The organism is Mesorhizobium sp. WSM3224 (genome assembly GCF_000427725.1).
GTDB lineage: Bacteria > Pseudomonadota > Alphaproteobacteria > Rhizobiales > Rhizobiaceae > Mesorhizobium.
In genome coordinates, this window is the sequence record NZ_ATYO01000007.1 from 156,623 (window position 1) to 176,428 (window position 19,806).

At 64.7% G+C, this 19,806-nt stretch carries 19 protein-coding genes and 1 pseudogene; 12 read left to right on the plus strand and 8 right to left on the minus strand.

The features are described 5' to 3' along the window. Positions 1-78 precede the first annotated feature (78 nt). The 3 genes from iolG (at position 79) to YU3_RS0114825 (ending at position 3,313) form a co-directional block, all read left to right on the plus strand. Positions 79-1,071 carry an inositol 2-dehydrogenase gene (gene iolG / locus YU3_RS0114815; protein WP_027166990.1) on the plus strand — a complete coding sequence of 331 codons (993 nt, stop codon included), beginning with the start codon at positions 79-81 and terminating at the stop codon, positions 1,069-1,071. 30 nt (positions 1,072-1,101) lie between these two features. Further along, complete coding sequence (locus YU3_RS0114820; protein WP_027166991.1) at positions 1,102-1,896, plus strand: SDR family oxidoreductase; 795 nt, start codon at positions 1,102-1,104, stop codon at positions 1,894-1,896. Positions 1,897-2,221: 325 nt separating this feature from the next. Next, a complete protein-coding gene (locus YU3_RS0114825) occupies positions 2,222-3,313 on the plus strand; it encodes a 3-deoxy-7-phosphoheptulonate synthase (protein WP_027166992.1) in 1,092 nt (363 codons plus the stop codon). A gap of 22 nt (positions 3,314-3,335) precedes the next feature. On the opposite strand, the gene YU3_RS0114830 is transcribed toward YU3_RS0114825, so the two are convergent. Beyond that, positions 3,336-3,971, minus strand: a complete 636-nt coding sequence (locus YU3_RS0114830; RefSeq protein WP_027166993.1) for a LysE family translocator — start codon at positions 3,969-3,971, stop codon at positions 3,336-3,338. A 126-nt stretch (positions 3,972-4,097) separates the two neighbouring features. Between YU3_RS0114830 and YU3_RS39315 the strand changes: the two are divergent. Then, positions 4,098-4,800, plus strand: a pseudogene (locus YU3_RS39315) (YafY family protein). A 54-nt stretch (positions 4,801-4,854) separates the two neighbouring features. Here the strand turns inward: YU3_RS39315 and YU3_RS0114840 are convergent. Then, entirely contained in the window at positions 4,855-5,655 is an 801-nt protein-coding gene (locus YU3_RS0114840) for a class I SAM-dependent methyltransferase (RefSeq protein WP_027166995.1), read from the minus strand. A 173-nt stretch (positions 5,656-5,828) separates the two neighbouring features. Between YU3_RS0114840 and YU3_RS36560 the strand changes: the two genes are divergently transcribed. Continuing rightward, complete coding sequence (locus YU3_RS36560; RefSeq protein WP_084508071.1) at positions 5,829-7,244, plus strand: FAD-dependent oxidoreductase; 1,416 nt, start codon at positions 5,829-5,831, stop codon at positions 7,242-7,244. A 3-nt stretch (positions 7,245-7,247) separates the two neighbouring features. On the opposite strand, the gene YU3_RS0114850 is transcribed toward YU3_RS36560, so the two are convergent. Next, on the minus strand, positions 7,248-8,354 hold the full coding sequence (locus YU3_RS0114850; RefSeq protein WP_027166996.1) for a LacI family DNA-binding transcriptional regulator: 1,107 nt from the start codon (positions 8,352-8,354) through the stop codon (positions 7,248-7,250). 617 nt (positions 8,355-8,971) lie between these two features. Here YU3_RS0114850 and YU3_RS0114855 point away from each other — a divergent pair. From YU3_RS0114855 to YU3_RS0114885, 7 genes are all read left to right on the plus strand, one after another. Further along, positions 8,972-9,934, plus strand: a complete 963-nt coding sequence (locus YU3_RS0114855; RefSeq protein WP_027166997.1) for a sugar-binding protein — start codon at positions 8,972-8,974, stop codon at positions 9,932-9,934. Positions 9,935-10,055: 121 nt separating this feature from the next. Then, entirely contained in the window at positions 10,056-11,621 is a 1,566-nt protein-coding gene (locus YU3_RS0114860) for a sugar ABC transporter ATP-binding protein (protein ID WP_027166998.1), read from the plus strand. After that, a complete protein-coding gene (locus YU3_RS0114865; RefSeq protein WP_027166999.1) occupies positions 11,618-12,613 on the plus strand; it encodes an ABC transporter permease in 996 nt (331 codons plus the stop codon). Before YU3_RS0114860 ends, YU3_RS0114865 begins: the two co-directional genes overlap by 4 nt. A 183-nt stretch (positions 12,614-12,796) precedes the next feature. Continuing rightward, positions 12,797-13,639, plus strand: a complete 843-nt coding sequence (locus YU3_RS0114870) for a transporter substrate-binding domain-containing protein (protein ID WP_036258595.1) — start codon at positions 12,797-12,799, stop codon at positions 13,637-13,639. A 99-nt stretch (positions 13,640-13,738) separates the two neighbouring features. Beyond that, entirely contained in the window at positions 13,739-14,485 is a 747-nt protein-coding gene (locus YU3_RS0114875) for an ABC transporter permease subunit (RefSeq protein ID WP_245273508.1), read from the plus strand. Positions 14,486-14,494: 9 nt separating this feature from the next. Further along, positions 14,495-15,226, plus strand: coding sequence for an ABC transporter permease (locus tag YU3_RS0114880; protein ID WP_027167002.1), 732 nt, complete (start codon positions 14,495-14,497; stop codon positions 15,224-15,226). Beyond that, positions 15,226-16,041: an ATP-binding cassette domain-containing protein gene (locus tag YU3_RS0114885; protein ID WP_051333949.1), complete on the plus strand. Its 816-nt coding sequence runs from the start codon at positions 15,226-15,228 to the stop codon at positions 16,039-16,041. Before YU3_RS0114880 ends, YU3_RS0114885 begins: the two co-directional genes overlap by 1 nt. Positions 16,042-16,241: 200 nt before the next feature. Here YU3_RS0114885 and phnN read toward each other — a convergent pair whose 3' ends face one another. From phnN to iolB, 5 genes are read right to left on the minus strand one after another with little or no spacing between them, the layout of a single operon-like run. Beyond that, complete coding sequence (gene phnN, locus YU3_RS0114890; RefSeq protein ID WP_027167004.1) at positions 16,242-16,868, minus strand: phosphonate metabolism protein/1,5-bisphosphokinase (PRPP-forming) PhnN; 627 nt, start codon at positions 16,866-16,868, stop codon at positions 16,242-16,244. Continuing rightward, the gene (locus tag YU3_RS0114895; protein ID WP_027167005.1) at positions 16,865-18,004 is read right to left on the minus strand and encodes an alpha-D-ribose 1-methylphosphonate 5-triphosphate diphosphatase; all 1,140 of its coding nucleotides are present in this window, start codon (positions 18,002-18,004) and stop codon (positions 16,865-16,867) included. The genes phnN and YU3_RS0114895 overlap by 4 nt, the downstream gene beginning before the upstream one ends. 28 nt (positions 18,005-18,032) lie before the next feature. After that, the gene (locus YU3_RS0114900; protein WP_027167006.1) at positions 18,033-18,740 is read right to left on the minus strand and encodes a DUF1045 domain-containing protein; all 708 of its coding nucleotides are present in this window, start codon (positions 18,738-18,740) and stop codon (positions 18,033-18,035) included. Positions 18,741-18,789: 49 nt separating this feature from the next. Beyond that, positions 18,790-19,005, minus strand: a complete 216-nt coding sequence (locus tag YU3_RS40575) for a hypothetical protein (protein ID WP_156913471.1) — start codon at positions 19,003-19,005, stop codon at positions 18,790-18,792. Beyond that, the gene (gene iolB / locus YU3_RS0114905) at positions 18,987-19,799 is read right to left on the minus strand and encodes a 5-deoxy-glucuronate isomerase (protein WP_027167007.1); all 813 of its coding nucleotides are present in this window, start codon (positions 19,797-19,799) and stop codon (positions 18,987-18,989) included. Before iolB ends, YU3_RS40575 begins: the two co-directional genes overlap by 19 nt. Positions 19,800-19,806: the final 7 nt, after the last annotated feature.

Genomic DNA, 19,806 nt, shown 5'->3' on the forward strand with positions numbered 1-19,806 from the left:
GCGATTCCCGCCAGCCAGATCAATCTCCGCGCCTGATGGGCGCGACAGGTTCCAAAACCCATCTTCGAAGGACATTTCATGACACTCCGCTTCGCTCTCCTCGGCGCCGGTCGCATCGGCAAGGTGCATGCCCGCGCCGTTGCCTCCAACCCGCAGGCCAGGCTGGTGGCAGTGGCCGACGCCTTCGAGAAAGCGGCGACGGAACTGGCCTCCGCTTATGGCGCCGAAGTCCGCACCGTCGACGCCATCGAGAAGGCCAAGGATATCGATGCCGTCATCATCTGCACGCCGACCGACACCCATGCCGACCTGATCGAGCGCTTCGCCAAGGCCGGCAAGGCTATCTTCTGCGAGAAGCCGATCGATCTCTCCATCGAGCGTGTCGAAAAATGCCTGGCGGTGGTCGAGCAGACCAAAGCCACATTGATGGTCGGCTTCAACCGTCGCTTCGATCCGCATTTCGCCGCCGTCCGCAAGGCGATCGACGACGGCGCCATCGGCACGGTCGAGATGATCACCATCACGTCCCGCGATCCCGGCGCCCCGCCGCTCGACTATATCGCCCGCTCCGGCGGCATCTTCCGCGACATGACCATCCATGATTTCGACATGGCGCGCTTCCTGCTTGGCGAGGAGCCCGTGGCCGTCAGCGCCCACGCCTCGGTGCTGGTCGACAAGAAGATCGGCGATGCGGGCGATTTCGACTCGGTCAGCGTCATCCTCGAAACCGCGTCCGGCAAGCAGGCCGTCATCTCCAATTCGCGCCGCGCCACCTATGGCTACGACCAGCGCATCGAAGTGCACGGCTCGAAGGGCATGGTCGCGGCCGAGAACCAGCGGCCGGTGTCGATCGAGCTCGCCAACGACAAGGGCTACACCCGCCCGCCGCTGCACGACTTCTTCATGACCCGCTACATCGACGCCTACGCCAACGAGATCGCCTCCTTCATCGCCGCCAAGAGCGCCGGCAAGAAGGCCTCGCCGGGCGGCAAGGACGGGCTCATTGCGTTGAAGCTGGCCGATGCGGCGCTGAAGTCGGCCAAGACGGGCAAGACCATCCGCGTCGATTGAAGATTTGAACGGGGAATAAGGAGCACAGCGATGAGCGGTTTGGCCGGTCGCAATTCACAAACGCGCGCCATCGTCACCGGCGGCGCGCAGGGCATTGGCTTCGCCGTCGCCGAGGCGCTGGCGGACGAGGGCTGCCGCGCGCTGGCGCTGATCGGCCGCTCGCAGGAGAAGGGCGACAAGGCGGTCGCGGCCCTCGAGAAGAACGGCGTCGATGCCATCTTCATCAGCGCCGATGTCGCCAAGGTCGTCGACTGCAAGCGCGCCGTCGAGACAGCGATCAAGCACTTCGGCACCTTGAACGCGCTGGTCAACGCCGCCGCCACCTCGGCGCGGGGCTCGCTGGTCGAGACCACCGAGGAGCTTTTCGACCAGATCTTCGACACCAATGTGCGCGGCCCCTTCTTCCTGATGCAGGGCCTGGTCGCGCATCTCCTGGAGCGCAAGGCGCCGGGCTCGATCGTCAACGTGCTGTCGATGTCGGCGCATGCCGGCCAGTCCTTCCTGACGCCCTATTCGACCAGCAAGGGCGCGCTGATGACGCTGACCAAGAATGTCGCCAACGCCTATCGCTTCAACCGCATCCGCTGCAACGCCGTGCTGCCCGGGTGGATGGATACCGAGGGCGAGGACATCGTGCAGAAGAAGTGGCACGCAGCACCCGACGACTGGCTGGAAAAGGCCGAGGCCGCGCAGCCGATGGGCCAACTGGTAAAGCCGGCCCAGCTTGCCCGGCTGATCAGCTATATGGTCAGCCCGCAGGCCGGCGTCATGACCGGCTCGCTGGTCGACCATGATCAGAGCGTCGCCGGGTCGTCGCCGGAGTAGCGTCAGCGAATCTAGCGGAAGCGCCCATCACTTCGTCATCCTCGGGTCTGCAGAGCTTCGCTCCTGCTTCGCCCGGGATGACGAAATCGTGAGGCGTCTGCTATCTCGAATTGGCTGCCATCAGGGCACGTGACAAGCGCCTCCGCATCGACTATATAAGCCGCATGATCAACCTGTCCGCCACGTATTGGTATTTTAGCAGCTCGCTGGCGGCGGGAGGATTGCGCTCGATCTGAAGATTGCAGATCAAAAATCCGACAAGCCGCCAGACCTGGCGGCTTTTTTTGTTTCAGCCGGCAGGTCTCCTAACCAGGAGCAGAAAGCCGTGTTGACCACCACAGACGACCTCCGGGTCACCGAACTCAAGGTACTGAGCACGCCGGACGACGTGATGCGCGAGATACCGCGCTCGCTCACGGCGACGCGCACCGTTGCCGCCTCGCGCAACGCCATCCATTCCATCCTGACAGGGGCCGACGATCGACTGGTGGTCATCGTCGGCCCTTGTTCCATCCACGATCCGGTCGCCGCCGTGGACTACGCCAGCCGTCTGGCGGCGCTGCGCGAGGCCCTGGCCGACCGGCTCGAGATCGTCATGCGCGTCTATTTTGAGAAGCCGCGCACCACGGTCGGCTGGAAGGGCCTCATCAACGATCCCGATCTCGACGGCAGCTTCAACATCGACAAGGGGTTGAGGATGGCGCGCAACGTGCTGTCGGCCGTCAACAATCTCGGCCTGCCGGCGGCGACCGAGTTCCTCGACATGACGACGCCGCAATACATCGCCGACCTCGTCGCCTGGGGCGCCATCGGCGCGCGCACCACCGAAAGCCAGATCCATCGCGAGCTGGCCTCCGGCCTTTCCTGCCCGGTCGGTTTCAAGAACGGCACCGATGGTAACCTCAGGATCGCTGGCGAGGCGGTGAAGTCGGCCGCTGAGCCGCATCATTTCATGGCGGTGACCAAGGGCGGCCGCAGCGCCATCGCGACGACCACCGGCAACGAGGATTGCCATGTGATCCTGCGCGGTGGGATCACGCCGAACTATGATGCCGCAAGCGTCGATGCCGCTGCCGCCGAACTCGGCCGCATCGGGGTCGCGCCGCGGCTGATGATCGATGTCAGCCACGCCAACAGCGCCAAGAAGCCGGAGAACCAGCCGAAGGTCGCGGCCGACGTGGCGGGCCAGGTCGCGGCTGGCGACGAGCGCATCATCGGCGTCATGATCGAGAGCAATCTCGTCGCCGGCCGGCAGGACGTGGTGCCCGGCAAGCCGCTCACCTATGGCCAGAGCATCACCGACGGCTGCATCGACTGGGCGACCACCGAGACGGTGCTGCACGGCCTCGCCGGTGCCGTCGAATGGCGCCGGTCGGTGAAGCGCGAGATGCTTGGCAGCCGTCAAGGCGCGGCGTGATGGCTATGAACGAGGGCGGTGATTACACCGCCCTCAGTCCCTCCCATGCGGTGAACACCGAGACCGCAAAGAGCAGCAACCCGGCCGCCCGGCCCGCAAGAATGGTCGCCTGTGGATTGGCGATCAAAAGCTTGCGGCTGCGCCCGGCCGTGACGGCGAGCCCGCCATAGATCGCTGCCTGGGTGGCGACCGTCAGCAATCCCATGATCGTCGCCTGCATCCAGATCTGACCGTAAGCCGGCTTCAGGAATTGCGGGTAGACGGCAAGGATGAAGAGATAAGCCTTCGGGTTGATCAGGCAGGTGACCATTCCCTGCCGAAACGCCTTCCAGGCCGAGCGGCTCCCCGTAGGTCCGTTGTCGCCGACGGTGATCGAGCTGCGCATCAGCGAAATGCCGATATAGGCCATGTAGGCGGCGCCGGCGATCAGCAGCGGCGTGAACAGGATCGGCACGAAATGCATGAGCAGGCCGACGCCGACCGCGCCGTTCAGCGTGTGCACCGCGCCGCCCAGCATGATGCCGGCGGTCGCCGCCAGGCCCCTGTTGCTGCCGCCGGTCAGCGCATTGGCCAGCACGAACAGCATGTCCATCCCAGGCACGGCGATGATGCCGAACAGCAGAATGAAGAAGAGCCAGAGGTTTTCCGCGTAACTCATGTCAGTTGCCTGTTGCCACGCCGGCGAAGGCGCAAAGGAATCTGTTGATTTTCAAGCCGGTAGGCGGCTCTATAGGTCACCCCAACTGACGGGGATGTGTCAGTTGCGTTGCAGCCGGGTGAGGAAATGCGCAAGGCCTCGCGCCTGTTCGAGATCATCCAGATCCTGCGTCTGGCCCGAAAGCCGGTGACCGCAGCTACGATGGCCGGGCAACTGGAAGTGACGGTGCGCTCTGTCTACCGCGACATCGCGGCCCTGCAGGCCATGCGCGTGCCGATCGAGGGCGGGCGCGGCATCGGCTACATCCTGCGCCCCGGCTTCGACCTGCCGCCGCTGATGTTTTCCATCGAGGAGATGGAAGCAATCGTGCTGTCGCTGGCGCTGCTCGAACGCACCGGCGACGACGAGCTCAAACAGGCCGCAAAACGCGTCGGCGCCAAGATCGCCGGCGCGGTGCCGCCGCCCTTGCGGCAGACCCTCGACGCCAACGCGCTCCACGCCTGGGGTTTTGCCGCACCTTCCGCTTCCGCCGTCGACCTCGCGCTGGTTCGCCGCGCCATCCGCGACGAGGAGAAGCTCAGCCTTTCCTATCGCGACGAAGCGGGACGGGCGACCGAACGCACCGTCCGCCCGATCGCGTTGATCTATTATGCCGAGACCGCCAACATCGTCGCCTGGTGCGAATTGCGCCAGGCCATCCGCAATTTCCGCAGCGACCGCATCGAGGACTGCCGGCCGACCGGCCTGTGGTTCAAGGGCGAAGGCGACGTGCTGCGAGGTGTGGGTCGACGGCTGGGAGATCAATGCCCCGGCGGCCGTTGGCAACTGACGCATTGCCGGTTTTGCGATGCGGTGCTCTGCCCGGCCGCGGTCGAGGTGAATTTCAGGGAACGATGCCGCGACAGGCCCAGGCGACATTGGCGAAGGATCGCGGGCCGTCGGCCCCGCCGGCCTGATAGGCATCGCGGACTGCGGCCTCGATGCGCTTCTGCTCGGCCTCGTCCAGCGTAGTCATATATTTGCCGAGCGGACCTTCGCCGGCGCCGATCGGCGCCCAGAAGTCGTCGAAATTTTCATAGTCCATGCGGATCATCAGCTCGGCCTCGGTAACGTCGACGAGACCCTGCTCGACAAACGTCCGCTTCATCTCGCCCGGCTGCATCATCGGCTGGAAGCAATAGCGGCTGCGCATCTGGCGCCCACTTTCGCTGAGCGCCGCCACCGTGTCGATCATCATGCGCATGCCGGTCATGCCGCCATAATGATCCCAGACCACGGCAGCGGCCACGCCGCCCGGCCGCACCACGCGGCGCATCTCGGCCACTGCCTTGCCCGCCTCGGGCACGAAGTGAAGCACCAGCAGCGCCAGCGAACGGTCGAACGCACCATCCGCGAATGGCAGCGCCGTGGCGTCCGCCTGGCTGATGGTGACGCGCGGATCGGTGTTGCGTTGCCTGGCCGCCTCGACGAACACCGGCGAGAAGTCGATGGCCCGGATTTCGGCAAGACCGGCGGATTTTGCCAGCTCAAAGGTCAGGCTGCCGGTGCCGCAGCCGACATCGAGGATCTTCTCGCCGGCGGCAAGCCCGGCGAAATCGATGAATTTGGTCGCGAGCCGCCGGCTCCAGCGCCCCATGAGCTGCTCATAGCCGGACGCCGCCTGAACCGTGAAGCTTGATGTCATCCCGCTCTCCCTCGCCGTTGCAGGCTAGACCTCCGCGGGAGCTATGCCAAGCGACGAAAGCAGCCAACCGTGCCGGGATCGGACAAGGGTGCGAGCAGCAGGTCGGCGCCGCCCGGCTGGCAAGTTGCCGGGAACCTGCACAAGAGCTAATATAGCGTCAAACCCTCTCAGACATGGGGGACGGGGTGAGCAAGATCCTGATTTGCGGTGGAGGCGTGATCGGATTGTGCACGGCGGCCATGCTTGGCCGCGACGGTCATGACGTGACGGTGCTCGAAGCCGACCCGGCAGGTCACCCCTCGAGTTCCATTCAAGGATGGGACTGGGAGCGCCCCGGCGTCGCGCAGTTCAGGCAGCCGCACAATCTCAGCTCGCGTTTCCGGATGGTCGCCGACCAGGAGCTGCCGGGGCTGACGGATACATTGCTGCGCGCCGGCTGCGTCTGGATGGACTATTTCGACCCTCGGTTCCTTCCCCCGACAATAACGGACAGGACACCACGCCCGGGCGATGAAGCAATGCGCTTCGTCACGGGCCGGCGGCCGGCCATGGAGTGGGCCGTGGCCACGATGGCACAGGCAGCGCCCAATGTGACGATCCGGCGAGGCACGAAGGTTCGCGAATTGGTCACTGGCGCATCGGCGGCTCCCTGCGTGCCGCATGTTGCGGGCGTGCGCACTACATCCGGCGAAGAGATCCGCGCCGATCTGGTCATCGACGCGATGGGACGGCGAAGCCCGGCCTGCGAATTGATCCGCCACGCAGGCGGCCGCAGCCCGGTCGAGGAAGCCGAGGACAGCAACTTCGTCTATTTCACCCGCTATTTTTCGGGCAAGCAGCGGCCGCATAGAAAGGGCCGCGTGCTGACGCCGATGGGGCTGCTCTCGATACTCACGCTCGACGGCGACAACGAAACCTGGTCGGTCACCTTGTTCACCTCGGCGCGGAACAAGGCGATGCGCGCCCTGCGCGACGCGGCCACGTTCCATCGTGTGGTGATGGCATGCCCGCTGCAAGCTCATTGGCTTGAAGGCGAGCCGATCACCCATGTCCTGCTGATGGCGGGGGTCCTCGACCGGTACCGGCGGTTCGTCGTCGACGGGCAGCCCGTCGTCACGGGATACGCGGCCGTGGGCGATGCCTGGGCATGCACCAATCCGTCCGCCGGACGAGGCTTGAGCGTCGGCCTCCTGCACGCGCAGGTGCTGCGGAATGTCGCTCGCCGGCACATCGACGATCCCGGCGAATTCTCGCGGGAATACGACGCGGAGACCGAACGCCAGATCGGCCCGTTCTATCGCAACCAGATCGCCGCCGACCGCGCCAGGATCGCCGAGATGGAGGCGCTTGCTGAAGGTCTCCCGATGCCACCCCCGAATCCGATGATGGCCAAGCTTTTTGCCGCCTCAGCCCAGGATGCAGACGTCTTCCGCGGCGTGGTCGAGATCGCCATGTGCGTCTCGCTGCCCCAGGATATCTTCGCCAGGCCGCATATCGCGGCAAAACTGGCCGAGCTGGACGGTCGCCCCTTGCCGCCGAACGCCAACATCATTGGTAGGGAACAAATGGCGTCGTTGATCGCCGGGTAATGCTCAGGCCGCAGCAGGCCCCACGCTCTCCCGCTCCACCAGCGGACATTCGAGCTTGGTGATGGGATAGCGGCCGCGGCCGGGCGTTGGCGGCGTCTCGAGCTGCTCGATCGCCCATTGGCCCATCGCCAGATGCGGCAGGATCGAGGTAGTCAGCGGCGGGAAGAGATGGCGGGCGATCTCCTCGTCGTCATAGCCGACCACCGAAATATCCTGCGGGATATGCAGGCCGGCTTCCTTCAGCGCTTCGTAGCAGCCGACCGCCGTGCGGTCGTTCTGGCAGAAGATGGCGGTGGGCCGCTCCTTCAGCCCAAGCAGCTTGACCGTCGCGGCATAGCCGGCGCTGGCCGACCAGTCGCCTTCGACCACCAGCTCCGGATCGAACGGGATGTCGGCGGTGGCAAGGGCGCGGCGATAGCCTTTCAGCCGGTCCTGCGCGGCCTGCATCCACGGCTCGCCGGTGATGGTGGCGATGCGGCGATGGCCATGGCCGATCAGATGCCTGGTCGCGCTCTGGCCGCCGGCGATCTCGGAGGGAACCACGGCCGGGAAGGCATAGTCGGCGGTGTAGCAGTTGAGCAGGATGACCGGGATATCGAGGCTGTAGAGGAAATCCGGCGCGGCGATCTCGCGGGTGAAGATGGTCATGTAGATCAGCGCCGAGATGCCGCGCCTTGTCAGCGCCTGGATGGCGCGCGGCTCCATCACCGCATCGCCCATGGTCTGCGCCACCAGAAGCACGTTGCCCGCGTTCCACGAGGCCTGCCGCGCGCCCTCGATGGCGACCACCGCCTCGGGGCTGGTGGCGAGCTGGTCGACCGCGAAGCCGATGACGCCGTCCAGGCCTTCGAACGGCGTCACCGGCGGTCGCAGCGCCGAGAAGACCGGCGGCGAGTAACCCAGCGCCCGCGCCGCTTCTATCACCCGGTCGCGTGTCTGCTGCGAAAGCCTGATGCCTGGCGAATTGTTGAGCACGAACGACACCGTCGCCTGCGAGCAGCCGGCGGCGCGCGCGATATCGGTCATGGTGACACGTCCCTTGGGCTTGGCGGCTGGCTTGCGGCGCCTGGAGGCCGCGGGAGGATCGCGCAGTTCCGTCGGTTCACTCATGGTCGTTTCCCAAACCCGGCCGGCTCTGAAGCAAAGGCCGCCGGCAGCGGCAAGATGGTCGAGGTCGGTGCGCGTGTCGGAAGCGCATCGATACTAATAGATATTATCACGTGTGGCATGCAAATCACCATCCGCCTGGCATCGCGACGAAACCGGCCGGACAAGGTCAGCAGCACTGACAATTCCCGTATTTCCGTGCGCTGGCAGGCCTCGCCGCGCTCGCTCTCCTCACTCCCCAGCGCGTCTCGCGGCCAGCGTCTCCTCCGCTTCGAAGGCGCGCGCTCCGGCGTCATAACTAATACTCTTTACTAATAGCCGCAAGCGATCTAGTGTCAACTTGTCGTAGCCGTCCGGGCCTCGGATCGGTGTCGGCAAGTGTGACGGGCGCTCGCTCGATATCCCGGCAACATCGCCGGATTCGGCCCGCGGCCCATCTCACGAAAATGTCAGACAAATCGGACTATTTACGAACGCCACATGAGTGTCTAGTGTCTCGACCGCGGCCGGATCGGCACCGTTCTTAAGTCGGCGGACCTTTGCGCCGCACCCTTGAGGAGGAGGGTTATCCGGGCCGCAGCCGAGACATCAGTGACGAGTTCTACAAGGGAGGTTGAACTATGAAATCCACGATCCGTAATGCATCTGTCGCCGCGGCGGCCTTGGCTCTAGGCCTGTCGGTAAGCGCCAGCGTGCGCGCCGACGACAAGCCGACGCTGGCCTTCGTCGTCAACGGTGCGTCAGACTTCTGGAAGGCGGCGGAAGCCGGCGTGAAGAAGGCACAGGGCGAATTGCCCGACTACAATCTCGAGCTCAAATATCCGGAACAGTCCTCGGTCGCTATCCAGCAGCGGCTGATGGACGATTTGGTGACGGCCGGCGTCAAGGGCATCATGGTCTCGGCCGTGGATCCCAAGACCTCGACCGACGGGCTGAACAAGATCGCGTCGGAAACGGCGCTGTTCACCACGGACTCCGATGCGCCGCAGACCAAGCGCGTCGCCTATATCGGCTCGTCCAATGTCGACGCCGGCAAGCAGGCGGCCGAAATCGCCAAGAAGGCGATGCCGGACGGCGGCAAATGCCTCGGCTTCGTCGGGCTGCTCGGCGCCGACAACGCCAAGGAGCGCATCCAGGGCATGAAGGACGGGCTCGCCGGCAGCAAGATCGAGCTGGTCGACGTGCGCGGCGACGACATCGACCAGGCGCGCGCCAAGAAGAATGTCGAGGACGCGCTGGTCGCCAGCCCCGACATCACCTGCATGGTCGGCTTCTATTCCTACAACACGCCGCGCATCTATGAAGCGCTGCGCGATGCCGGCAAGCTTGGCCAGATCACGGTTGTCGGTTTCGACGACGATCCGATCACGCTGGGCGGCGTCAAGGAAGGCACCGTTGCCGCCACCGTCGTGCAGCAGCCGTTCGAGTGGGCCTATCAGGGCATGAAGCTGATGGCCGCCTACCTCAAGGGCGACAAGTCCGGTATCCCGGAGAAGGGCCTGATCATCATCCCGACCAAGATCATCGGCAAGGATGATGTCGACGCCTACGCCGCCAATCTGAAGGCGATGTCCGGCAATTGATCGATGAGCAGTTGCGCCGGCTCAGGGTTCGCCTTGAGCCGGCGTTTGTATTGACGGACCTGCCAAGGCCCGTCAGTCTGTGGCCCACCGGCTGCTGCCAAGTGCGGTAAATCATGGCGTGATGACCTCTACCGACACCACTCAACCAACCACCGCTCCATTCCTGGGCCTGGAGGCCGTGCGCAAGACCTATCCGGGTGTTGTGGCGCTGGACAGGTTCTCGATGGAGGTCCGGCCCGGCGAGGTCATCGGCCTGGTCGGTGAAAACGGCGCCGGCAAATCGACGCTGATGAAGATCCTCGGCGGCGTGACGCGGCCGGACAGCGGCACCATCACCGTCGATGGCGTGGCGCATGACGGACTGACCGTCGAACAAAGCATCGGTTCCGGGGTCGCCTTCGTGCACCAGGAACTCAACCTTTTCGAAAACCTCGATGTCGCCGCCAACATCTTCTTCGGCCGCGAGCCGCTGCGCGCCGGGCCGCTGAAGCTAGTCGACCGCGCCAGGCTGCGCGAAATGGTGGCGCCGCTCCTGAAGCGGGTCGGCGCCAATTTCTCGGCCGACGCGCCGGTGGCATCGCTGTCGCTCGCCCAGCAGCAGATGGTCGAGATCGCCAAGGCGCTGTCGATCAAGGCGCGGTTGGTCATCCTCGACGAGCCGACCTCCAGCCTGCCGCTGGCCGAGACCGAAAAACTGCTCGACGTCATCAAGGGGCTGAAGGCGCAAGGCATCAGCGTCATCTTCATCTCGCACCGGCTGCATGAGATCGAGCGCGTCGCCGACCGTGTCGTGGTGCTGCGCGACGGTACGCTGGCCGGCACGCTGGCGAAGGACCAGATCAATCACGACGAGATGGTCAGGCTGATGATCGGCCGTATGCTGAAGGCGCGCGAGAAGGCCGGCGAAGCCACGCGCGCGCCGGGTAGCGTGGCGCTGTCGGCGGATGCCATACGCACCAGCACCTATCCGGATCGGCCGGTCAGCCTGGAGGTGAGGCGTGGCGAAATCCTCGGCCTCGCGGGGCTTGTCGGTTCCGGCCGCACCGAACTCGCGCGCGTGCTGTTCGGCATCGACGAGCGGCTTGGCGGCAATGTCGCGCTCGACGGCAAGCCGCTCAATGTCGGCTCGGCGGCCGACGCGGTGGCGAACGGCATCTTCCTCGTGCCGGAGGACCGCAAGCTCACCGGCATCCTGCTCGACCTGTCGATCGCGCAGAACATCTCGCTGCCCAACCTGCCGGCGCATGCCAGGCGCTCGCTGGTCTCGACCGGCGCCGAACTTGCGACGGCCGAAAAGCAGAAGAAGAACCTCGGCATCAAGGCGCCCTCGGTCCTGACCCGCACCGGCACGCTGTCCGGCGGCAACCAGCAGAAGGTGGTCCTGGCCAAATGGCTGGCGATGAACCCCAAGGTAATGATCCTGGATGAGCCGACGCGCGGCATCGACATCGGCGCCAAGGCCGAAATCTACGGGCTGATGCGGGCGCTGGCCGATGCCGGCGTCGCGGTGCTGATGATCTCCAGCGACATGGAAGAAGTGATCGGCGTGTCGGACCGCATCGCGGTCATGCATGAGGGGCAGATCTCCGGCATCCTCGACAAAGACGATTTCAGCCAGGAAAACGTGCTCTTGCTGGCGGTCGGCAAGAAGCCGAAACTGCTGCAAGCGGCGGGAGGAGTGCAATGAACAAGAAAGATCTCGGCCTGCTGATCCTGATCCTGGTGGTCGGCGCCGTCGTTGCCATCATCAATCCGCGCTTCTTGCTGCCGATCAACCTCGCCAACACCTCGAACCTGATTGGTCTGTTTGGCATCCTGTCGATCGGCCAGGCCTTCGTCATCATCACCGGCGGTATCGAATTGTCGGTCGGCTCGGTTGTCGCGCTGCTCGGCACGCTGTTCATCGACTTCATCGCCGTGCGCGAGGTGGGCTGGCCGCTGGCCTTCGTGCTGATCATCGTGCTCGGCGCTGTCATCGGCTTCGTGCATGGCTGGCTGATCACCAGGCTGAAGCTGCAGCCCTTCGTGGTGACGCTGTGCGGCCTGCTGATCTATCGCGGCGTGGCCCGCTTCTACACCGCCGACGGCACGGCCGGCTTCGCCTTCGGCCAGAATTTCCCAACGCTCGAATTCCTGACCGCCGGCCGCTCGTACGGCGTGCCGAACAGCTTCATCGCGCTGATCGTCATCGCCATCGTCATGTGGGTGGTGCTGCACCGCTCGGTGTTCGGGCGCTACCTCTATGCCATCGGCAAGAACGAGGAAGCCGCGAAATATTCGGGCATCCGCACGGGCCGCATCGTGATCGCCGCCTACGTCATCTGCGGCGTGCTGACGGCGCTGTCGGCGATCTATTTTGCCATGTACACGCGCTCGATCTCGCCGGCGAGCCATGGCCAGTTCTATGAGCTTTATGCCATCGCGGCGGCCGTGCTTGGCGGCTTCTCGCTGCGCGGCGGCGAGGGCTCGCTGGTCGGTGTCATCCTCGGCACCGTGCTGCTGCAGGAGCTGCAGAACCTCGTCAACCTGCTCGGCATCCCGTCCTCGCTCAACTTCGCGGTGATGGGCGGTGTGATCCTGATCGGCGTGCTGGTCGACCAGCAATGGGGCGTCTTCCGCGCCCGCCGCCGCATGATGGAAGCGACGCGCCGCAACGTCGCCGGCGCGCCGGCGGAGTAGCCTCGCTCTTCCGTTTACGGTCCTGATTGGATCAGCTCGCGACGAAGGCCGCGGGCCAAGTCCGGATTCGTGTTCGTATTGCAACAACGCGTGAACCGGAAAACAGCCCTTGTCGGCGAATCGGGGCTGGGCTAAGCAATTGGTATCTGAGGGTTCCAAGAACAAGTAATGGGAGAAACTACCGTGACATCATCACGTTGGATCGCGCTTGCCGCGCTGGCGCTGACCTGCTCGACCCCGGCAATGGCCAAGGACTGGAAGACCGTCACCGTCGCGATGGAGGGCTCCTATGCCCCCTGGAACCAGACGGATGCCAGCGGCAAGATCGTCGGCTTCGAGGTGGACATATTGAACGACGTCTGCGCTCGCGCGAAGCTGGAATGCAACATCGTGGCGCAGGATTGGGACGGCGTCGTTCCCGGCCTGACGGCAGGCAAGTTCGACATCGTGATGGACGGAATGTCGATCACCGAGGAGCGCATGAAGACGATCGACTTCTCGATCCCCTATGCCTCTTCGCCGGTGGCCTTCCTTGCCGACAAGAACGGCCCGCTGGCGCAGCTGTCCAACAGCGGCAAGACGATCGACCTGTCGAAGGACGACGCCGAATCCAAGGCGGCGCTCGACACGCTGCGCAAGGAGCTCGCCGGCAAGAATGTCGGCCTGCAGGTCTCGACCACGGAGGCGACGTTCGCCGACAAATATCTCAAGGACGTCGCCAACGTCCATGAATACAAGACCACCGACGAGCACGACCTCGACCTGATGGCGGGCCGCATCGACGTGGCTTTCGCCGACACCACCTATTTCCTCGGCACGCTGGCCAAGCCCGATGCCAAGGACCTGGAATTCGTCGGGCCGCAATTCAAGGGCGGGCCGATCCTGGGACCGGGCATCGGCGCCGCTTTCCGCAAGACCGACAAGGATCTGCAGGACATCTACAACAAGGCGCTCAAGGCCGCGCTCGATGACGGCTCGGTGTCGAAATACTCCATGCAATGGTTCAAGATCGACATTACCAAGTAATGTCGCAACGGGAGCAGCCAAGGCTGCTCCCGTTTTGCATTGAGTGCATGTCGCCCGAAAGCTAAGCAGCCGTATCTCGTCCCCCGGAGGCAGGCGTAAGTGGAGTTTCTCAACAGTCTGCAGGAACAACTGTCGACGGCCTACGAGCTCCTGGCCGCCGGCTGGGGCGTGCAGCTGCTTTGGGGTATCGCATGGACCCTGGCCGTCACAATGGTCTCGATGCTGATCGGCGCGGTGCTGGGGTCGCTGGTGGCGGCGGCCAAGCTCTCGCATCGCGGCGGATTGAGGTTTATCGGCGAGAGCTACACCACCGTCTTCCGCGGCGAACCGGAACTCTTGATCATTTATCTTTTCTACTATGGCGGCACGCAGGTGCTGACCGGCGTGGCAAGGTCCGCTGGCTCGATCGGCTCGACCGACATTTTGAACATGCCGAGCTTCCTGGGCGGCGTTCTCGCGGTCGGCATCATTTCGGGCGCCTACCAGGCCGAGGTTTTTCGCGGGTCGTTCCTGGCGATCCATCGCGGCGAGCTGGAGGCGGCCCGCGCCTATGGCATGTCGGCGTGGCTGCGCTTTCGTCTTGTCATCATGCCGCAGGTTCTGCGCCTGGCGGTGCCGGGGCTGGGCAATGTCTGGCAATTGACCATCAAGGATTCGGCGCTGATCTCGGTCACCGGCGTCGCCGAGTTGATGCTCACCGCGAACAAGGCCGCGCGTTCGACGCATCATTCGCTGCTTTTCTACACGCTCGCCGGCATCCTCTATCTGGTGATGACCTCAATCTCGACGCCGATCTTCGACAAGGCCGAGCGTTACACTTCGCGCAGTTTCTTGCGGCCGAAATGAGGGGTCGCGGTGGATTTTGATTTCTACCTCTCGACCATGTGGAGCGTGCTGAAGGCGCTGCCGCTGACGCTCGAGATCTGGTTCTTCGGCATCGCCTTCGGGCTCATCATCGCCACCGGCCTGACCTGGCTGCGGGCCTCCGGCCACAGATTGGGCGAATATTTCACTCGCGGCTATGTCTTCATCTTCCGCGGCTCGCCGCTGCTGGTGCAGCTCTACCTGATCTATTTCGGCCTCTCGCAGTTCGATTTTGTCCGCCACAGCCCGATCCTGTGGCCGATCCTGCGCGATCCGATGTATTGCACCATCGTCGCCATGGCCTTGAACACAGCCGCCTATGAGAGCGAGATTTTCCGCGGCGCGCTGCGGGCGGTGCCGGTCGGCCAGATCGAGGCTGCCAAGGCGTTCGGCATGTCGGCGTTCACGCGCTTCCGCCTTGTCACGCTGCCGATCGCGCTACGGCTCGCCCTGCCGGCCTATTCGACCGAGATCATTCTCATGACCAAGGCGACCGCGCTCGCTTCCGTGGTCACCATCATGGAGATGATGGGGACGGCGCAGAAGATCCAGCACGACACGTTCCGGCCGATCGAGGTGCTTACCTGCGCCGGCGTTATCTATCTTCTGCTCAACCTGTCGATCGCCCGGTTGTTTGCCTGGGTCGAATACCTGCTTTCACCCCACCTGCGCCCCGCGCCCGAACAATCCCAGCAGGTCAAACCCGTCCCGGAGGTGTTGTGATGCCGGCAAGTTCTGCCGCTGCCGCGAAAGCAGCATCGTCCCCGGATGACAAGGCAGCCATCAGCGTCAAGGACATGCGCAAGTGTTTTGGCGACCACGAGGTGCTCAAGGGCATTTCGCTCGAGGCTCACAAGGGCGATGTGATCTCGATCCTCGGCTCCTCGGGCTCCGGCAAGAGCACGTTGCTGCGCTGTATCAATCTCCTGGAGACCCCGGATTCCGGCGAAGTGCGGGTGGATGGCGAGCTCATCCGGATGAAGCAGGGCCGCGACGGGCATCAAACGCCAGCCGACACCCGCCAGGTGGAACGGATCCGCGCCAACCTCGCCATGGTTTTCCAGAGCTTCAATCTCTGGTCGCACATGACCGTGCTCGAGAACCTCGTCGCCGCGCCGACGCATGTGCTCAAGCGCCCGCGCGCGGAGTGCCTGGAGCAGGCCGAGGCGTTGCTGAAGCGCGTCGGGATATGGGAGCGCCGCAACTACTATCCGCCCCACATGTCGGGCGGCCAGCAGCAGCGCGCGGCAATCGCGCGGGCTCTGGCGATGAATCCCAAGGTGATGCTGTTCGACGAGCCGACATCCGCGCTCGATCCGGAACTGGTCGGCGAGGTGCTGCGCGTCATGCGCTCGCTTGCCGAAGAAGGGCGCACCATGCTGGTCGTGACGCATGAAATGGGTTTTGCCCGAGACGTGTCGAGCCAGGTGATGTTTCTTCACAAGGGCGAGGTGGATTCGGTCGGCGAACCGAAGGAAATGTTCGCCAGGCCGCCGACGCAGCAGTTCAAGCAGTTCATCGCCAACTTCAACAAGTGAAGCGCTGCCCTCCTTCTCCCCTTGTGGGAGACGGTGGATCGGCGCGAAGCGCCGAGACGGATGAGGGGTGTTGGAAGGATCGCTGCCTCCGAACCTTAAGCGCTTCAAGTTCTTCGATTTTCCACGCCTCGCTCCGTCCAGCACCCCTCATCCGGCCGCTTCGCGGCCACCTTCTCCCACAAGGGGAGAAGGGAAAGGCGCTAAATCATGTCCGACAGATCCGAGCAGGCCATCGCCTTGCGCAGCACCTCGGCGAAGCGTTCGCCGGCGGTTTCCTTGTCGCCGCTGTTGTCGATCGACGTGACGTCCGGTCCTGTCAGCTTGACGCTCGTGCTGCGCGCCAGGCGGGCAAGCACTTCGCCGCGCGATTCACGGCCGCGCGCCGCGAGCCGCTCCGCGAGGATCTCCGGCGCCGCGGTGATCTCGACCACAGCCATATTGGCGTAGCGTTCGCGCAGCGCCGGGATGACCGCGCGGGAGACATTCGCCACGGCGACATGGCCGTTCGCCACGGCCCAGTCGACATCGGCCGGCAGGCCGTAGCGCAGGCCGTGCGCGTCCCAGCACAGCGAGAAGGCGCCGTCGGCCTCCGCCTCGGCAAAGGCGGCATCGGCCAGCGTGTCGTGGTCTTCGCTTGCCGCGTCGCTGGCTCGGGTGATGACACGGCGCACGAACTCCAGCCGCGTCTCGCCGGCAAAGCGCGCCTTGGCATAGCCGATCACCGTATCCTTGCCGGCACCGCTCGGGCCGACGACCGCGACGAAGACGCCGTTGCGGATCGGCAGGCTCTCGGCCAGCTCGCGCTCGATCAGGGCCGAGACCATCATGCGACCCGGCTGCCTTGGCGCCACACTGTCCGCACCACCGGCACATGGTCGTCGACGCGCACGCGAACCAGGTCGGCGCGGCGGCCGGGCTCGATGACGCCGCGATCGGCGAGGCCGACCGCTTCGGCCGGGTTCTTGGACACCATGGCGACAGCCTGCGGCAGCGTGATGCCTTCGACGACATCGCCGAGGAAGAAGGCCGACTGGATCAGGCTGAAGGGAATATAGTCGGACGACAGGATGTCGAGCAGGCCGTCGGCGGCAAGCGTGCGCGCCGAGACGTTGCCGGAATGCGATGCGCCGCGCATGACGTTCGGCGCGCCCATCAGCACGCCGAGGCCCGCCGCCTTCGAGGCCTTGGCCGCCTCTTGCGTCGTCGGGAACTCGGCGACGCGCACACCTTGCTCGATCGCTTCGTCGACATGGCCGGAGGTCGCGTCGTCGTGGCTCGCAAGCACGATGCCGCGCTCATGGCAGGCGGCCGAGATGAAGACCCGGTTCGGACCGGAATTGCGGGCCGATTCCGCCATCCGTTTCTCGCAGAATTTCTGGAAGTCGCGGTCCGTCAGCTTGAGCTTGCGCTGGTAGTAATAGGCATAGGTTTCGAGGTTGACGAACTGGCGCTGTCCAGGCGCGTGATCCATCAGCGAGGCGAGCTTCACCCTCTCGTCGGTCTCGAAATTGGCAAAGGCCTCGAGGCAGTCCGGCGCCGAGACCTCGCAGCGCAGGTGAATGAAATGGTCGGCCCTGAGCCGATCTTGGCGCACGCTGTCCTCGATCGCGTCGGCCAGCTTGCGAACGTCGTCGGCCTTCAAGTCGGCATCCTCGTCCATGCCGACGCGCAAGGCGTCGAGAACCGTGGTGATGCCCGCGGTCGCGACCTGGGCGTCGTGGGCAAGCACGGCGGCGATCGGGTTCCAGCGCACCTTCGGGCGTGGCGCGTAGTGGCCTTCGAGGTGATCGGTGTGAAGCTCGACCAGGCCGGGAATGATGTAGTCGCCGCCCATATCCTCGCCGGTGCGGGCAGCACCGGGTTCGACGGCGGCAATCAGGCCGTCGCGCAGCAGCAGCGAGCCCTCGACGATTTCGTCGGCCAGCACGATGCGGGCATTGGTGAGGACGGTTTCGGTGGTCATCTCAGGCGGTCCTATCTCGAACGGTCAATCAAGCGGTCTTGCGGGCCGGGCCACGGCCAAGCGCATGCTGCGAAAGCGCCATGAACGGGGCGCCGGGCTCGCTTTCGACGAACAATGTCAGCGCATCCACCGGCACCGGCTGCCGCAGCACCTCGGCGAACAGGCTGTCGATCGCTGCACGAAGACGTGGGCTTTCCTGTGGCCCGACGCGCCCCGAAAGCGTCATGTGGAAGCGGAAAGTGTCGAAAACGTAAGGGTAGCCCCACTGGCAGAGGTTGCGGAACTCGTCTGGCCTCAGCGAATCGGGACTGCGGCGCTCGATCTCGGCCTCGGTCAGCGGCGCCCTGAAGCTGTCGAAGACGCGCACGACCTCGTCGGCGAAATCGTTGAGCGGCGCAAACTGCGCTTCCGGCACCAGCGCGAAGAAGCCGTCGATCTGGCCGAGGGCGAGGCGCGGGATGACGACCGGCGGTGTCGCCTCGGCAAAACTGTCGAGCGCGGCGCGTAGCGACGCTTCCGTCTCGCTGGACGCGAGCCGGAACGGCGCCTTCAGCGTGGCATGGAACCCGTAACGCCTGGCGGAGGCGGTGTGGAAGGCGACTTCCGCCGCCGACAGATCGCCAACGGCCTCGACCGGGCGCGTCGCCGCGCCAAACGGGTCGCGGCCCAGCCAGTTGGCGGCGATGCGCGCCAACTTCTCGTCCTGCCTTGGGGTGAAATAAATAGCGTAGCGCATGATCGTTCCTCAACAAAGCGCGCTGCGCCCGAAGGATTATGCGACGCGCTCAAGTCCCTGTTTTTGGCAAGTCGTGTTCCAAAAACGCCCAGGCGCTCGCGGCGACGTGCATCAGACCCGCTGCCATAGGTGATTTCCATGACGGATTGACGAAGCTTTCATGGGTTTTCGAAGGCAAGTCCAGCATCGAGGTGCTTAGCCGACGATTTTTCCCGAGCTGGACCAACGGCTTTGCCGACCTGCCTATCAGGCTTTCATCAGCCATTCGTGCTCGGCCGCGTTGTGGAATTTCCACGTCCGCTTCGGTCCGGCCATGACATTGAGATAATAGAGGTCGTAGCCGTGGCAGGCCGCGCATGGGTGATATCCCTTCGGCACCAGCACGACGTCGCCGTCCTCGATCGCCATCGCTTCGTCGAACTCGCGCACGCCGTTGCGGTCGGCATCGGTGTAGACGCGCTGGAAGGCAAAACCCTGCGGCGGGTTGAGGCGGTGGTAGTAGGTTTCCTCGAGATAGGACTCCGCCGGCAGATTGTCCTGGTCATGCTTGTGCGGCGGATAGCTGGAGGTGTGGCCGCCGGGCGTGATGACCTCGACCACCAGCAGCGAATCCGCCGGCTTGCCCTCGGGCAGGATATTGGTGACGTAGCGGGTGTTGGTGCCCTTGCCGCGCACTTCCTGGCCGAGATCGTCAGGCCCGATGACGCGCACTGGCAGCCCGCCGCTTAAGCCCGGCGCCGAGCAGACCGCGAGTTCCAGTTCGGTGTCGGCGGTCACCGACCAGTCCGATCCCTGCGGCACATAGACCGACCAGGGCTTGCCTTCGAAGGGCGACATGCGCTCCCCGAGCAGGCCGAGTTCCTTGCCGCCTGCCGACGCCTTGCCCTTGCCGGTAACGAAGACCAGGCAGACCTCGCGGTCGCCGGTCTTGCCGGACGCCGCCTCGCCTGGATGAAGCCGATGCAGATCGAAACCGACATAGGTCCAGCCGGCGCTTTGCGGCGTGACATGCGCGACGTGGCCGTGGCCCTTGTCGGCCTTGACGAGCAGTTTCGACATGCGGAGC

Bases quoted from the DNA above. Each gene is read 5' to 3' on its own strand.
- iolG (WP_027166990.1), top strand. From the start codon at position 79: ATGACACTCCGCTTCGCTCTCCTCGGCGCCGGTCGCATCGGCAAGGTG.
- YU3_RS0114820 (WP_027166991.1), top strand. From the start codon at position 1,102: ATGAGCGGTTTGGCCGGTCGCAATTCACAAACGCGCGCCATCGTCACC.
- YU3_RS0114830 (WP_027166993.1), bottom strand. From the start codon at position 3,971: ATGAGTTACGCGGAAAACCTCTGGCTCTTCTTCATTCTGCTGTTCGGC.
- YU3_RS0114840 (WP_027166995.1), bottom strand. From the start codon at position 5,655: ATGACATCAAGCTTCACGGTTCAGGCGGCGTCCGGCTATGAGCAGCTC.
- YU3_RS36560 (WP_084508071.1), top strand. From the start codon at position 5,829: ATGGGGGACGGGGTGAGCAAGATCCTGATTTGCGGTGGAGGCGTGATC.
- YU3_RS0114850 (WP_027166996.1), bottom strand. From the start codon at position 8,354: ATGAGTGAACCGACGGAACTGCGCGATCCTCCCGCGGCCTCCAGGCGC.
- YU3_RS0114855 (WP_027166997.1), top strand. From the start codon at position 8,972: ATGAAATCCACGATCCGTAATGCATCTGTCGCCGCGGCGGCCTTGGCT.
- YU3_RS0114860 (WP_027166998.1), top strand. From the start codon at position 10,056: ATGACCTCTACCGACACCACTCAACCAACCACCGCTCCATTCCTGGGC.
- YU3_RS0114865 (WP_027166999.1), top strand. From the start codon at position 11,618: ATGAACAAGAAAGATCTCGGCCTGCTGATCCTGATCCTGGTGGTCGGC.
- YU3_RS0114885 (WP_051333949.1), top strand. From the start codon at position 15,226: ATGCCGGCAAGTTCTGCCGCTGCCGCGAAAGCAGCATCGTCCCCGGAT.
- phnN (WP_027167004.1), bottom strand. From the start codon at position 16,868: ATGATGGTCTCGGCCCTGATCGAGCGCGAGCTGGCCGAGAGCCTGCCG.
- YU3_RS0114895 (WP_027167005.1), bottom strand. From the start codon at position 18,004: ATGACCACCGAAACCGTCCTCACCAATGCCCGCATCGTGCTGGCCGAC.
- YU3_RS0114900 (WP_027167006.1), bottom strand. From the start codon at position 18,740: ATGCGCTACGCTATTTATTTCACCCCAAGGCAGGACGAGAAGTTGGCG.
- YU3_RS40575 (WP_156913471.1), bottom strand. From the start codon at position 19,005: ATGGCTGATGAAAGCCTGATAGGCAGGTCGGCAAAGCCGTTGGTCCAG.
- iolB (WP_027167007.1), bottom strand. From the start codon at position 19,799: ATGTCGAAACTGCTCGTCAAGGCCGACAAGGGCCACGGCCACGTCGCG.